The following is a 15312-nucleotide window of genomic DNA, read 5'->3' as shown; positions in this document are numbered from 1 at the left end:
GGCAGTATTGTCACCCACCCAATTTTCGACCCACCCAGTGAGAATCGTTACACAGGTGCCGATATCGGTGCCACCTTGTCCGTTAGATGCCCAGCAATTATGGCCGTTTGCAACTTTCGTGATAAGAGCCGATTCTGCCGGGTCATCTCGATCGATCAAGCTACTGGCATCAGCAAGTGCCAGGTTAACGTCGTCGAAGCGTGCGAATTTAGGGGACTGACCATCAGCACCGTGGCAAGCGCCGCAGCGGTTTTCAGTAACGATATTTTCCCAAAACTCGGTCTGAAACTTTAGAGCATCGTCAGTTTCTGGCGCAGGGCCTAGATACTCATCGGTACTGGTGTTTTGGCTAGTGTTAGGGTTGTCGGTATTTTCCTGGCCGCTGTCAGTACCGCAGGCGCTAAGTAGAATTAGGGCAAGGAGTGATAAACAAATGCTTTTTAAGGTATTAGTTGCTTTCATTGTCATATCCTCCTATTCGCCCATGCAGTAGGTGGCTGAATCTGCAAAGACTCTTTTGAGTTGATATCCACTATTTTTGAATGATGTGACCATTGATGCAACTTCAGCTCGGTCAGCAGCGTCTGATGGTTCTCTTAGGCAGACATTCTGGAAAACTTTTTTCACTTGGCATTCGGCAAAGGCTTCGGAATGTGCAAGTTCTTGTGCCATGGATGCAGCGCCATTTCCAGAGCCGGGGAGGGTGGAATCCCATCCCAGTAACTGGTTTCTTCCTGAGCGCCAGTAATTCTCCCAGCTGTCATCTGGCGTGATATAGCCAAACTCAAAGTTGTTAGCGTTGATGTGATACTTTGCTTGTACGCGGCTGCCAGTGCTCGCATCGGTCATGCCTTCCTGGTTATAGACCATTTGGCCGTTTAAACCCTCTGGGTCATTCTCAACATTGTAATCATAGTTGTAGTAAGCAAACGCTTGGGTAAGAGGGTCCATGCCGTTATGACAACCTACACAGCTGTTTAAGAAGATTCTGCTGTCGCCACCAGGGCTACGCGAAACATCTTGCCTGACGCGGTCAGGTGGTAAGGAGGTGTCGTTAAGTTGCTCCATATCGTTGCATAAGTGGTTTAACACGGTAAAACGGAACAGTGCACGATTGGTACCGTCTTTCATGAATGCATGAGCGGATGCGCGCGTGGTCATGATACCGGCAGCGGCAGCGCTAGGGATGTTGTATTGTTCCGACTGAGTGCTGGCAATCAGATACTCTTTTAGGCTGTGTCCGCCATCTTCCAGAGCTTCATAATGCGCGTTGCTACTGATGCTCGGGTTTGGTAGCCCAAGTGAAGAATTTCCGACATAGAGCACGTCGCTATATAGAACTGACCGAAAGTCTGCGTCATCGCGTACTAAACCAATTACGGTTGCCATATAGTCATTGAAGGGCACAAAGCTGGACATGGCTTCATTTGTCCAGGGGGCTGCAAGGTTTTTTAGCGTAACGTCATAGAAAGCAGTGTGTTCCATTGCCGTATAGGCCGCATTGCTAGCTTCGCCCGCCAAAATATCCGCCGCCATAGAGTCGAGTACACTTGCAGTAGGGGGCACACCCGCTATTCTGTCATGTATACGTTTAGCTTGCTCTCGTTCCCCGGCCGTTAGAGTCGAGCTCACGAATAGTGTAGAGAGAAGTATAAGTGACAGAAATTTCATGCGCTGGTGCATAAGCTTAATTTTTCCGATCAATGTTTTTGTATATGCTGGCGTCATAGCTGCTTGCCAGAAACCGTCGTGCTTAATTTGTTTCAGTAGCTTAGGTAATACAGGAAATACATTCATAGCTTGTTCCTTCTTTGGATCGGAGCTTATTTAAATTTGACCCAAACGCTCTATGTTTGAAGTTTAATTGAAGATGATAGACGCTTTTTGTGTGGCAGTGCTCACCATTACATTGCGTAACTCAAATGCGCTGGAATGTACTTAGGAAGAAGACATACTGAGAGACATAATCCTTGTCTAAGTCCTTAACTGGGCTCGATTATGTCGAATAGGGAGAATATTGTGAAGCATGTCAGGTTAACATTTTTTTACGTTTCGGTTTTTCTGAATCGTGCCTTCAAAAGGCATTTTAGATTACCGAAGCCTTCAAGCCCCGGCTATTTGAGACGGGTATTGTTGTGCCTTGTTGCTATTACCAGCCTGCCTCTTATTGTTGCCTGTAGCTCTGATGGCACGGATCCTGTTGTAGTTGACTTACCTTTAGCCTATATAGAAAGACCTATAGAAAACGATGAGGGCGAAGTTGAGCCAGATAATGCGGCTGAGCCGCAATCGTTTCGTCCTGGTGCTGTTTTATACCTAAAGCAAAAAGCATCACTTGATGCTCAAACGGTGGATATTTCTTCGGCAGCCTTTGCTGATGAATCGTTCTTAAACGACGACGGTGAGCTGCTCTACGATGTACGTGACCTCAGTACTTCTTATGATGGTAAGAAACTACTCTTCTCGATGCGTGCGCCAGAGATAGAGAATGCCGATGAAGAAGATCAGCCTACTTGGAATATCTGGGAATATAATATAGAGAGCAGCACGCTCCGCCGTATTTTTGATAGTACGCTGAATGTCAGGGCTGAAGATGGGCATGATATTTCACCCAGCTACCTTCCAGGTGATCGTATCTTATTTACTTCAACGCGCCAGACGCGTGCCAAGGCTGTTTTATTGAATGAAGGTAAGACGGGTTATCCTGCACTTGATGAAGAGCGAAATGTACACGCCTTTAACCTTCATATTATGGATGGTGATGGACAAAATATTCAGCAACTTACCTTTAACCAAAGCCACGATCTAGACCCTATCCTGTTGAATAACGGCAAAGTCCTGTTTTCTCGTTGGGATAACGCGGGGCAAACACGAAACAATGGTGTTAACTTATACGAGATTAACCCCGACGGTACAGGCTTGAATTACCTCTATGGCCGCCATTCCCATGATTCAGGTGAAGACGGTGACCAAGTTCAGTTCTTGAAACCTAAAGAGTTAGAAAACGGTAATATTGCGGTTTCATTGCGTACCTTCGAAAGCGCTACGTTTGCCGCACAACCTCTCGAGATTAATTTGGATGAATTCATTGATGCAGACCGTGCCATCGATGGCAGTGACGCAATTGAAGGGCAGGCGCAAGTCGCGATTATTGACGGGGTCACCTCAAGTGATGAACAAACGATAAATGGTCAGTATGGCGCTTTTGTACCGCTTTATGATGGCTCAAACCGTTACTTGGTGAGCTGGAGCTTATGTCGTGTTGCCCTGATCGATATCGATGCTGAAACAGATGGTGATCAACAAGGCCAGCCAGAATATTGTACCGAAGAGAAACTCGCTTCAGATACCTATGAAGCCGCGACACCTCTCTATGGTTTATATGTCTATGATGCGAGCGATAAGACCTTAAAAGTGGTTGCCTTACCGAGTGAAGGTAATCGCTACGATCAGGTGATGTTGGTTACAAGTCGGCCAGAACCGGAAGACTACGTTCCAGTAGAGTTGGAAAACTTTGGTAATGGTTTAGGAGCGATTCATATTCGCAGTGTCTATGACTTTGATGGTGAAGATACGTCTCCTGCCGGTTTAGCGGCGCTTGCTAATCCTGAGGTGACAGAGCCTTCTGAGCGTCCTCAACGTTTTCTAAGAATCGAGAAGGCTGTTTCAATACCTGATGAAAACGTACGTGATTTTGATAACTCCGCTTTTGGTAGAAGTCGAGCGCAATCTATGCGGGAAATCCTGGGTTATGTTCCTATTGAACCAGATGGATCTGTAATGGTGACCGTACCAGCCAATGTTGCTTTTGCACTTAGCGTATTAAATGAAAAAGGGCAGCGTACTAGTGAGCGTCATCAAAACTGGCTGCAAGTCGCTCCAGGGGAATTAATAGAATGTAACGGTTGCCACACGGGTGCAAGCGAAGTCCCGCATGGGCGTAATGGCGCTGGGCCTGAACCGGTCAATACGGGGGCAGAGACTGTTGGTCTTCCTTTTCCGGGAACGTCTCCTGCCGGGCCTGATGAAGATACACCCTTTGGTGTGCTAATGGGGGAAACCATGGCGCAGGCCTATACCGAAAATTATGGTATTCGAAATCTAAGCCCTGATATTACTTATACTGATGAGTGGGTCGTTCCTGCCGATACAGACAATGATATTAGCTATGCTTATGAAGATTTAACGACACCAATGCCAATTAAGGAAACTTGTGAAGGGACTTGGGGACTAGGGTGTCGAATAGTGGTGAACTATGAAACACATATTCATTCTCTATGGTCGGTGCCGAGATCACGTATCGTCGATGAACTTGAAGAAGACCGTACCTGTACATCCTGTCATAGTAATGTAGACAGTGAAGGGGAAACTCAAGTTCCGGTTGAGCAGTTGGATTTGAGTAATGGTCCTTCAACTGACGATCCAGATCACTATAAGTCTTATCGTGAGCTATTATTTAATGATAATGAAGTTGAACTGGTTGAAGGCATTTTAATTGACCGCTTAGTCGATAGCGATCAGCCAGTGTTGGATGACGAAGGTGAGCCGCTTCGTGATGAATTCGAAAACATTATTTACGTCCAGGAAACTGTACCAGTGGGGCCAACTATGAATACAGCAGGTGCTTTGAGAAGTGGGGAATTTTTAGACTTGTTTGAAGCAGGTGGTTCTCATGAAGGTGATCTCACTTTATCCGAGCTTAAGTTGATTTCTGAATGGTTGGACCTTGGGGCGCAATACTTTAACGACCCTTTTGCGGCACCAATTAACTAGTATTGATTACATAGAGATTTTCCTCGTGTGTAGAGAAGAGTTGAACGTTGCATGATTAAAAAAGGATATTTATGTCAGGCTTAACACGCTGCCAGTATTCTTGCTTGGTGGTCTTCATTTTGTCGCTGTTCTCATGGCCTGTTTTAGCCAGTGAGGCCGAAACTCGTGAAGACCATGCCGGGTCTACCGTATTTGCGCCTCAGCTTAAAGTGGTACTTCCTTTTGTGGAATGGCGCACAGGCCCCGCGCAAGGTTTCCCTGTATTCCATATCAGCGAAAAAGGGGAGTGGCTAGAAGTTTCAACTCGAAAGACGGAGTGGTTAAAAGTTCGTGATCGCAAAGGTAATGAAGGTTGGTTGAATATTGCTGATGTATTGCAGATGGAAGACGCTAATGGCGAAACTGTGAAGATCACAGAACCAGTCTTTGATGACTTCAATACACGTCGCTGGGAAGCAGGTTTGATGAGTGGTCAGTTTGACAAAGCAGCCCTTAATTCGGCTTATCTGGGCTATTGGATGACCAACAACATATCTCTTGAATTATGGGGGAGTCAGGTGCTGGGTGATTCGGCTGAGATAAAAGTCGCAAGCGTGAACTTGCTTCATCAGCCATTTCCTTCCTGGAAGTTCTCACCGTTTTTTACTTTAGGGGCGGGCATGGTATTTATCAGCCCCAAGGCGACCTTATCTGAAGAAGCAAAGCGGGACGAAGAATCTATTCATGCCGGTATAGGGGCACGATATTACTTGAGCGACCGTTATTTTGTTCGTATGGAAGTGAAGGACTATAAAATTTTTACTAACCGTGAAAGCAACGAAGAAGCGACAGAATGGAAAATTGGATTAAGCGTGTTCTTTTGAAGAAGCGCAAACAATGTATTTGGTTGATGGTTTTAACCCTGTCAGCGGTGGTGGGGAATGCTTGTGCTGAGCAACATAGCCCATTAATAGAGCCTGATGTAAAGCCGGTAGTGCTTGATGAGGCAATGATCGACTCAGAGAATTTTGAGCTCGGCGTATTTACCGGCGTGATGAACATTGAAGATTTCGAGTCTGCATTGGTTTACGGCACTCGTCTGGCGTTTCATTTAAGTGGAAACCTGATGTTTGAAACGCATATCGGGATGAGTGAAGCAGGGCAAAGCAGCTTTGAGACCCTTGGTGCTGTAGAGGTGTTATCGAGTGATGACCGTGATTACCTTTACTATAACTTTGGGGTGGCATTTAAGCTTCCTGGCGAAAGCTATTTTGGCCGAGATTATGCCTTTAACAATAACGTTTACGTATCTGCAGCTGTTGGTGCAACAGACTTTGCCGGAGAAACCCGTTTAACGGGGGTAGTCGGATTGGGGTACCAATTACTACTGACTGATTTTGTCTCTTTACACTTTACAGCGAAAGAGCACTTTTACGAAATAGATGTCGTAGGGCCTGAGAAAATCAGTTTTAACTCAGAGCTGGGAATGGGTGTGTCCCTGTTCTTCTAGGCATGCTTGGAAGGGTTTAAAAAATGAAAGTATTTACTGAAAAGAATTGAGGGAATCAATATGCGAATGACCATAGCCAAGTCTCTAGTGACAGCCGCTTTGTTGAGTTTATCTGGCCTATCGAGTGCTGAGCAACTGAGTGGCGCGGCACCCGACTTTACGCTCAAAAGTAATCAAGGAAGCAATATCCGGCTTGAAGAGTTAAAAGGAGAAGTTGTGATGCTGAACTTCTGGGCTTCATGGTGTGGGCCATGTCGTCAGGAAATGCCCTTGATGAATGATATTTTTGCCAAATATGAAGACTTGGGTTTTACCATTTTAGCGGTCAATGTGGATGAAGATTCAGCTGATGCAGATCGCTTTTTGAAAGCTGTGCCGGTTGATTTTCCTGTGGTCTATGACTCGACAAGCAAGGTAAGTGAGATGTACGAGGTGGATGCGATGCCGACAACTGTGATGATTGATCGCGATGGCAACAAGCGCTTTTTACATCGCGGATATAAGCCCGGCTATGAAGAAGAGTACGCAAACCAGGTTAAACAGTTGATCAGAGAATAGTTCACGGGTTCCTAATATGAACAGTATTAAAGCAGTCATATGCGTAATTATCTGTTTGCTGTCTTTCGGTGGCTTGCAGGCTTGCGGTGAAATTAAGCCGTGGGTAAAACCCTATGAGCGAAGTAATCTGGCCGACCCTATTATGAGCTTAGATCGACATGGGGCTGCGGGTGCATACATTCACCATGTATACCAGGCAAGGGAGTCTGCTCGTGGAGCAGAGGGTGGCGCAGGAGGTGGCTGTGGCTGTAATTAAAATGAAAGCCAAGGTGCCTTTTTTTAAATCCTTTTTTCAATTGTTAATTATTGTCAATTCCCTGGTGATCAGTGCAGTAGGTAATACAGCAACGCTTCCTCCTGATACGGTTGACGCCTTGTATCATGGTTACGAAGGCGGTGGTATGGATATTAATGGCCCCTTTGTTCTGGTAAGAAAAAGTGCCGGTACGAATTTTTCCCTGAATGGACATTACTATGTTGATTCAGTGTCGTCGGCGTCTATTGACGTGCGCGCCACTGCTAGTGCTTATGAAGAAGAGCGAACTGAGTACAGTGCCGGGGTAGATTTTCTTCATGAGAAAACGATAGTGAGCGCGGGCTATACCAACAGTGAAGAAAATGACTTCTCAGCAGACACGGTGTTTGTTTCTGTTTCACAAGATTTCTTTGGTGATTTAACTAACTTGAGCTTGGGTTATTCCAGAGGTTGGGATGAAGTGGGAATGATTCAGAGTGACTTTTCTGAAGATGTTGACAGGCAGAACTACAAACTGGGGCTATCTCAAGTCATCACGAAGAATATGCTCTTTGGCGTGGACGTCGATATTATTACTGACGAAGGTTATTTGAATAACCCCTATCGCGTATACCGCTATCAGAGTGGTTCATCTTTCGAGACAGCCACTGAAAAATACCCGCAAACACGAACCAGTACAGCTGTTGCACTTCGTTCTCTTTACTACTTGCCGTATCGAGCATCGATTAAAGCAGAGTATCGTTATTTCACTGACAGCTGGGGGATAGAAGCGGATACCTTCGAACTTCAATATATTCATCCGGTTGGTCCTTCTTGGGTCTTTGAGGGCCGATATCGTTATTACCAGCAAACCAGTGCAGACTTTTATAGTGACCTTTTCCCCTTTCAGGACTCACAAGACTTTATGGGGCGCGATAAGGAATTGAGTACCTTTAGTGATTATACGATTGGTTTAGGAGCAAGTTATATTTTTGGCAAAGGTGCCATTCCACATGTAGATAGGCTAAAGCTAACGGCTTTGGTTGATTACTTAGAATTTTCCTATGACAACTTCAGAGATGTGACCAAACCTTCTACTGTTGCAGGAAACGAACCTTTGTATGGTTTCGATGCGTGGGTCACGCGTATATCGGTCACGATGGAATATTAGAGAGAATTGGGGAAGAGTTAGATGAATAATAAAGCGACCAGAAAAGCATTGAAAAGCATACTCTTGTTTGCTGTATGCCTAGTTTCAGTGAGTAGCTTTGGTGAGGAGTCAGCGACCGAGCCGGGTGCGGTTATCGAAAAACAGTCTGCGCCTGTGGCGGACAAGCCTGTTGCCTTGAGTGTGGCGCAGCTGAAGAAAAAGGTCATCAAGCTGAATCGAGACCTGTTTATTCTGGAAGAAGATTTGCTGTTTCCGGCAAATACCCAGTTTGTTGTTTATCTGAGTCTGGATACGGGTAAATTCTTCAAGCCTGACAGTGTGACCTTAAAGCTGAATGATGAAATTGTTGCTAGCCATTTGTATACGCAGCGTCAAGTCACAGCATTACGAAAGGGCGGTATGCAGCGTTTGCATATGGGTAACTTGAAGAGTGGCGAGCACGAGCTAACGGCCGTTGTAAGCGGGCTCGGGCCTGATAAGCGCGAGTACAAAAAGGCTGCCAGCACGCTATTTGAAAAGACAAGTGATATTGCTTCGCTAGAGATTCAGATAAGCGACCAAAGTGAAAACTATCAACCTCATGTCGAAATCGTTGAGTGGAACTAGCGTGCTAAAAACTTATCTTCCTGAGCAAACTCAGCGCTTTGTGAAAGCACTGATTACCTTGTGTATTCTCTGCGTGAGTCTGTGGACGGGTGTTGCTCAGTCTTCAGAAGCAAAGCTGGTTGATGAGTACCCGGTATATCAACGTGCTCAAGACTTAAATTACGGTCAGGTACTGTTCCAGTACCATCAAGGAAATTTCTTTGAAGCTTTGAGCGCGCTAAATGTTGCCAAGCTCCGTTCCGGAATCCAGGGGCATGGCCAGCATCCCGAATTAGTGGAGGGGGGGCTGATGCTCTCTTACGGAATGGTCGAAGAGGCCAAACTAGTATTTGAGACGCTTCTAACCAAGCAAATTTCATTGAGCGATCGTAACCAGGCTTGGTACTACTTAGGTAAGGTCTTCTACCTTACCGCCGATGATAAGCGCTCTTCAGAAAGTTTTGACAAAGTACAGATGCAGCTTTTGCGAAAGGAAAAGCCTCATTTGTTCCATGAAATGCTCTATATGAAAGGACTATTGATCGGACGGGATCATAGTATCAAACAAGAAAATAAACCCCTTATGCTTGCAAGCTTGATTAGCCAGATTCCTCCTGGCAACTTATGGCGACAGTACCTTCAGTATAATGCCGCCGTTGGTGGACTAGCGGCAGCGTCTAATGCGAACTATGAAGTGGTTCGAAGTGTTGCTTTGCGAGATTTGAAGCGCTTGGCAGCTGGTTTGCTTAATCAAATAGATGAACTCTATAGTCAGTCGAATGATGTTGGTGCTGGGGAGCGTATTAACTTACGAGAACAGTGTTTGCTAAGCCTTGGGCAGCTATACCTTCAGCAGGGAGATAATCAATCCGCTTTAGGTGTCTTACGCGAAATCAGAAAAGATAGTCTGTTATCTGACCAGGCACTTTTCGCTTATTCAGTTGCTGCGACTAACCTTGGTCAGCACGGCTTGGCGCTCGAAGCTTTAACGTTGTTGAAAGAGCGCCCACAATTTACGCCCTGGTTACAGCAAGTGCCTTATGCTTTGTCCTATCTGTACGAGCAAATGGGTGAAACAAAGCTTGCACTCCAAAGCTACCGAGTGGCTGTTGAGCATTATGAATCTTTACAAGAGCGTTTTGGCAGACAAGCACAAGAGGTCGATGAGTCGCGTTTGATTGCCGCCTTGAACCTTTCACGCCCCTTAGGTGATGCGAAGTTAGTGAATGATGCCTATGGCATGCTAAATGTTCAGCCTAATGACTATAGCTTTGCACACCTTCTGGCAACGGATGCGTTTCAGCGCCAGGTAAGTGAGCTGCATGAGCTGTATAAGTTAGAAGAATCTTTATCTCAATGGGCTAGCCAGCTGGACTCATTCGACACCATGATGGCAACGCGTATTGCGCTTCGTGAAGACAAAATACAGCAAACAAAGCAAGCGATGGAGAACCAGGACGCTGCACACTGGGAAGATGAGCAGGACAGGTTTGCTGCGGCGATTAATCATGCCAGCGAGACTGAAGACTTGCGATTCTTTATGAATGAGGAGCAGATTAAATATGCCAAGAAAATTGAGCAAGCCGAGTCATCGTTAGCACTTATTCCACATGATCATCGCAAGCGTAGCCGTTACGAACGGCGCTTGAATCGAGTTAAAGCCTATTACGATTGGTGGTTGAGTGAGTCCTTTAGTGACAATCGTTGGCAGGCGGTCAAACAACTTCGTGCACTCGATCGTGAAATGGCAGAATTTAATGAATATCAAGCTAAGTTACGTTCAAAACTGGAGTCTGATGGTGGCAATGAAGCGCTAGCAAAGAGAGTTTCTGAAGGAAGAGAGCAGCTAGCGCTAATTAGAACGGAGTTAGACCAGAGTCTTGCGCAAGCAAGAAATAAACTTGTTGCTTTGGCCAAACAGGATTACGAAAAGCAAATCGCTGAAGCGGGTGTTTATTTGAAGGCTTCGCGAGAGTCATTAGCCCGAATTTCAGACCAGGTTTATCATTCGGATTCTGCAGAGAAAACCAGCATGACGACAGAGGAGGCTAGCTTGTGAGTTTACTTAGAACAGCATGCTTGCTTACCTTGTTATTTGCTTTGTCAGGCTGCCAGCTATTTGACTCCAGAACCTATCCCTTATATGGGCCTGAAAGTATTGCTTCACTTCAGCCTGCTGTCTTGATGATTGATAGAGAGGCATCTTTAAGTCTTGAAATTTCAGAAGTTATCGAGAATTACACTCGTCTGCTACCTATGCTGAAAGACCCTGAAACGCAAATGAAGGTTCTGCATCGCTTAGCCGATCTTAAGCTTCAGAAAGGTGAATTATTAATGGCAGAGCAGGCTGTTGATGAGCTGGATATCGCTATCACTGCTTATTTAGGTCTGCTTGAAAAGTATCCAGACAGAGAAGATAACGATCACGTCTTATATCAATTGGCAAAGACCTATGAGTTGAAAGGTTTGCGTGATCAACACCTGAAGATACTGACACGAATTGCCGAGCAATACCCGGGCTCAAACTATTATGCCGAAGTACAATTTAGACGCGGAGAGATCCTGTTCACTGACGAACTGTATAGGCTGGCCGAGCAGGCATTTTCTGCCGTGATTCTGACTGAAGCGCCTAAAGAGGAAAGCCCCTTTTTGGCTAACGCCCACTACATGCAAGGCTGGAGTTTGTTCAAACAGGCAAAATACTCTTTAGCGCTGGTAAGCTACAGCCGCGTGTTAGATTTATTGTTAAGTCAGGACTCGGCTGATCAAGATAAAGCCTCGGCCTTGGTTGCGAATCAGCATCAAACTCTGGTCGAAGACTTAATGCGCGTTATGAGTTTGTCGTTTTCTTATTTGGGTGGGGCAGAAAGCTTGGGGGCTCTGTTTGCAGAAACGGGCCAGCGACATTATGAGCATGTTGTTTACTCCAGCTATGCAGACTTCCTGTTGAATAAAGAGCAGTTTAGTGACGCGGTGTTAGTTTATAAGAACTATATTGCCAGGCAGCCACTGAGTTTGTGGTCGCCAAAATATCAAATGCAGATCATCACTGTGCTGGTTCACGCAGGCTTTAAGAAAGATATCTACCCCGAGAAAGTGCGATTTGTTGAGACTTATGGCTTAGGCAGTGAATTTTGGCAAACGCATGCTCCGAAGCCAGAGCCTGAAGGTGCTACCGACTCGCTGGGCTATACAAAAGAACAGCTGGAGCCACTGTTAAAAGAGTTAGCTGATCGCCATTACGTTAAAGCCGGCCAGTTACGCAAGGCTGCTAAGAAACGTTCTGCCAGCAAGCAAAAAACGCTCGATGAATATACGCTTTCTGCTCGATATAACCGTGCCTTTACCGAGACCTTTCCCAATCATTCAGACTTGCCAGAGCGCCTAGTATTATTGGCTGAGAGCGAGACACAACTGTCACATTTTCCAGAAGCGATCTCGGCTTTCGAAAGAGCTGGTTATGAGTTCTCAGAATTTTCTGGTCGTAGTGATGCGGCTTACGCTTCCGTGCTGCTCTATGATGATTACTTAAAGAGCATCAAAGCCTTGCCAAAAGATAAGCTGCCAACAGAGCAAGAGGCAAGGCAAGCTCTTCTGGAAAGCTTAAGTATTAAGCGGGAGCAGGCTCAAATGCGTTTTGTTGATATTCACAAGCAAGACAATAGAGCGGTTCCGGTTTTGTACCTCGTGAGCTCTGAGTATTTTGACAGGAAAGATTATCAGGGGGCATTACCTTTGGCTCAGCGCCTGATTGACTGGCCGACTTCGTTTGAAGGTGCGCCCAAGCTTGATAAACAAACCTTATTAGAAAGTAGTTTGATTAAAGCGCACAGTTTGTATGCTTTAAATGACTTTGTTCTGTCAGAAGGTGCGTATCAAGAGGTATTGACCCAAATGCCTGCAAAGGACAAGCGCCGGGCTGCAACAATTGAAAGCCTGGCTGCGAGTGTCTTTAAGCAGGCAGAGGCGAAGTTGGCAGATGGGCAGACTTTGCTAGCCGTTGACGAGTTTCTTCGCGTGGGGCTTGTTGCTCCGACTTCCACCCTCAGAGCCAGCGCAGAATATGATGCCGCAGGTTATTTGATTGAATTAAAAGAATGGCATCGTGCTATCGACGTTATTTCAGACTTCAGAAAGCGTTACCCAAAGCATAATTTACTCGATACGCTGCCTGCTAAAATGGCTTTGGCTTATCGTGAAACCGAACAGTGGGAAGCAGCGGCCGGAGAATTGCGTATTATGCGTAAGCTGGCAAAAACCGAGCAGGAAAAGCAGGATATTCAGTTTATCGTAGCGGAGCTATACGATAAGGCTGACAACAAGAAAGAGGCGATACTCAGTTACCGGCTTTATGCGAATACCTATGCCGAGCCAGCTGATGTCTATATGGAGGTGACTCATCGTTTGGCGCAACTTTATAAAGAAACGGATAAACCCCTGAAGCGACGCTTTTGGTTAGCTAAACAAATGAAGAAGGTCGATAGCTTGGGTGATGCTGCAGATGACCGTATGCGCTTCTTGGCGGCAGGTGCTGCGAGTGTTTTGGCTAATGATGCCTTTATTCAGTACAAACGAATCAAGTTAAAACTACCTCTAAACGAAACCATGATTAAAAAAACCAAAGCTTTGGAAAAAGCTATGAAAGCCTATCAAAAGACGGCGAGTTATGGTGTCTCTCAGTTCTCAACCGAAGCTGGATATCGCATGGCTGATATTTATGCTCAGCTTAGTCGCGACTTAATGGATTCTGATCGCCCTACAGGCCTGAACGAGCTGGAGCTAGAGCAGTACGAAATTCTTCTTGAAGAACAAGCTTATCCCTTTGAAGACAGTGCTATTGAAATTCATGAACAGAACTCCAGTAGGTCTTGGATTGGTATCTACGATGACTGGGTTCAGAATAGTTTTGATGCCTTAAAAGAATTGCTACCAGGGCGTTACGATAAGCCTGAATTAAAGAGCGAGATCATCTATGACTTGTATTAAGGGTCTATTCATCTGTTTGAGGCAATCAATGTCATGTTTTTTGATGGTTTGTCTGTGCCTTATCTTGAGTGCCTGTGCAACAAAAGGAAAAATAGATAAGGAATCAATCGCCGCTGAAGATTCGCGACAAGCATTAGTTTCACAATATCAAGACGCTGTTGAAACGATGAAGTCACTAGAGAGTTCATCGGACCAAGCGATGGCTGCCGGGGTATTCAAAGGTAACGATGAGCTTGAAGATAGCTTTCATACTCTGGCAGAAATACATCAGCAAAACCCCTGGTACCCTGGGCCTCTCTTGAACCTTGGCATTAGTAGCTGGTGGTTGGGAAATGTAGAAGAGGCTGAGTCATACTTATCGAAAGTGCTCGCTCTGAAGGACTCGCTTGGGCAGGAGAACAAACAAAAGGCTGATAACAAGGCGTCGATAGATCTGCCTACAGACAAGCGGGCTGAGATTTTGGATAACTTGGCAAAGTTTACTGGCCCGGCACTCAACTATCTCGGTCAAATTATGCGGGAGAAAGGCGATTTCGATCAGGCGGAGAGCTATTATCGCCAGGCTTTGGATCAGAACCCTGAAGATATAACAGCCATTAGAAACTTGGGTATCTTGTTGGATTTATATCGTGGGCAGTTTGCGGACGCTTTGCCTTTATACGAGCAATATCAGTCTTTACTTGATGAGCCAGACCCTCAGGTAAAAGACTGGATCTTTGATATCAAAAATAGACAATAAGGAGTTGTAGGATATGAAATTAACTCAATGTTTAATGCTACTGACTTGTCTTATTTTAACGCAAGTTGTGGCGGCAGAAGGAACTGTGATCGCAATCGAAGGGGCGACTATTCGAGGGAACCAAGAGCTTCCTACCGTTTTGTATTTGGTTCCTTGGCAGCCAGCAAAGGTTTACTCTCTTGATGAACCTGAGCAGACCTTGGCATCGTCACGTCCTATTCAGCCGCTTGACCGGGCCAGCTTTCTGAGAATGCAAAGTTACCATGAAGCCTTCAGCAAACAGAATGTAAAAGCGACTACTGTGCCCGCAATACCAAAGTAGGATTCATCACTTAGACAGGTTCTTGTAAGCTAAAAGAAGGTATATTGGCCTATATGGCGTCAAACTATGACAGGAGTCACACAAAGTATGTGCATGGAAGAACATGAACACAATTCGCAACAAATCCTTTCGTGATCTAACCGTCTTTTCTCTCTTTTCAATCTACAATTTTCACAATTGTTTGCAATCGTCAGCGAAGTGCACTTGATGATTGTATAAATTTTAAATGGCCTACAAGGCATAAAGCAAAGAAAACCCCCAGGAGTAAATTGTTATGATCGAGACAATAATTCGATTTTTTCAGGAAGGCGGATTCTTCATGTATCCGATTTCAATCATTTTGGTAGTTGGTTTGGTGATTGCAATTGAACGCTATGTTTACCTGAGTGTCGCTAAGCGTAATAACCGCCAGGACTTTAATAAGCTTCACCGTATGATTAGCGGGAAGGACTTT

General features: G+C 45.4%; 12 protein-coding genes and 2 pseudogenes. 12 read left to right on the top strand and 2 right to left on the bottom strand.

The annotated features are described in order from the left end of the window. Positions 1-462: pseudogene (locus tag A3729_RS27160) on the bottom strand (hypothetical protein); the annotation flags it as partial. Between the two features lie 12 nt (positions 463-474). Next, the gene (locus A3729_RS27155; RefSeq protein WP_231872338.1) at positions 475-1797 is read right to left on the bottom strand and encodes a hypothetical protein; all 1323 of its coding nucleotides are present in this window, start codon (positions 1795-1797) and stop codon (positions 475-477) included. 336 nt (positions 1798-2133) lie between these two features. Between A3729_RS27155 and A3729_RS27150 the strand changes: the two genes are divergently transcribed. The 12 genes and pseudogenes from A3729_RS27150 to A3729_RS27095 form a co-directional block, all read left to right on the top strand. Next, the gene (locus A3729_RS27150; RefSeq protein WP_197476146.1) at positions 2134-4773 is read left to right on the top strand and encodes a hypothetical protein; all 2640 of its coding nucleotides are present in this window, start codon (positions 2134-2136) and stop codon (positions 4771-4773) included. Between the two features lie 71 nt (positions 4774-4844). Next, positions 4845-5636 (top strand): SH3 domain-containing protein, encoded by a 792-nt coding sequence (locus A3729_RS27145; RefSeq protein ID WP_068511553.1) that lies wholly within the window; start codon positions 4845-4847, stop codon positions 5634-5636. Beyond that, positions 5606-6262, top strand: coding sequence for an outer membrane beta-barrel domain-containing protein (locus A3729_RS27140; protein WP_068553288.1), 657 nt, complete (start codon positions 5606-5608; stop codon positions 6260-6262). Before A3729_RS27145 ends, A3729_RS27140 begins: the two co-directional genes overlap by 31 nt. Before the next feature lie 60 nt (positions 6263-6322). Next, positions 6323-6820 (top strand): TlpA disulfide reductase family protein, encoded by a 498-nt coding sequence (locus tag A3729_RS27135; protein WP_068511558.1) that lies wholly within the window; start codon positions 6323-6325, stop codon positions 6818-6820. Between the two features lie 16 nt (positions 6821-6836). Then, a complete protein-coding gene (locus A3729_RS27130) occupies positions 6837-7076 on the top strand; it encodes a DUF4266 domain-containing protein (protein WP_068511561.1) in 240 nt (79 codons plus the stop codon). Then, on the top strand, positions 7063-8226 hold the full coding sequence (locus tag A3729_RS27125) for a DUF3570 domain-containing protein (protein ID WP_231872166.1): 1164 nt from the start codon (positions 7063-7065) through the stop codon (positions 8224-8226). The genes A3729_RS27130 and A3729_RS27125 overlap by 14 nt, the downstream gene beginning before the upstream one ends. A 21-nt stretch (positions 8227-8247) precedes the next feature. Beyond that, on the top strand, positions 8248-8832 hold the full coding sequence (locus A3729_RS27120) for an AraC family transcriptional regulator (RefSeq protein ID WP_068508191.1): 585 nt from the start codon (positions 8248-8250) through the stop codon (positions 8830-8832). A 1-nt stretch (position 8833) separates the two neighbouring features. Beyond that, a complete protein-coding gene (locus A3729_RS27115; RefSeq protein ID WP_068634473.1) occupies positions 8834-10870 on the top strand; it encodes a tetratricopeptide repeat protein in 2037 nt (678 codons plus the stop codon). Further along, a complete protein-coding gene (locus tag A3729_RS27110; protein WP_068511503.1) occupies positions 10867-13797 on the top strand; it encodes a tetratricopeptide repeat protein in 2931 nt (976 codons plus the stop codon). The genes A3729_RS27115 and A3729_RS27110 overlap by 4 nt, the downstream gene beginning before the upstream one ends. Before the next feature lie 28 nt (positions 13798-13825). Beyond that, on the top strand, positions 13826-14536 hold the full coding sequence (locus A3729_RS27105) for a tetratricopeptide repeat protein (RefSeq protein WP_068553962.1): 711 nt from the start codon (positions 13826-13828) through the stop codon (positions 14534-14536). 13 nt (positions 14537-14549) lie between these two features. Next, positions 14550-14858, top strand: coding sequence for a hypothetical protein (locus A3729_RS27100; protein ID WP_068553964.1), 309 nt, complete (start codon positions 14550-14552; stop codon positions 14856-14858). Positions 14859-15132: 274 nt separating this feature from the next. Then, positions 15133-15312, top strand: a pseudogene (locus tag A3729_RS27095) (MotA/TolQ/ExbB proton channel family protein); the annotation flags it as partial.

It is taken from the genome of Oleiphilus sp. HI0043, assembly GCF_001634935.1.
The sequence above is the reverse complement of the archived record's forward strand: the minus strand, read 5'-3'. Positions and strand labels throughout refer to the sequence as shown.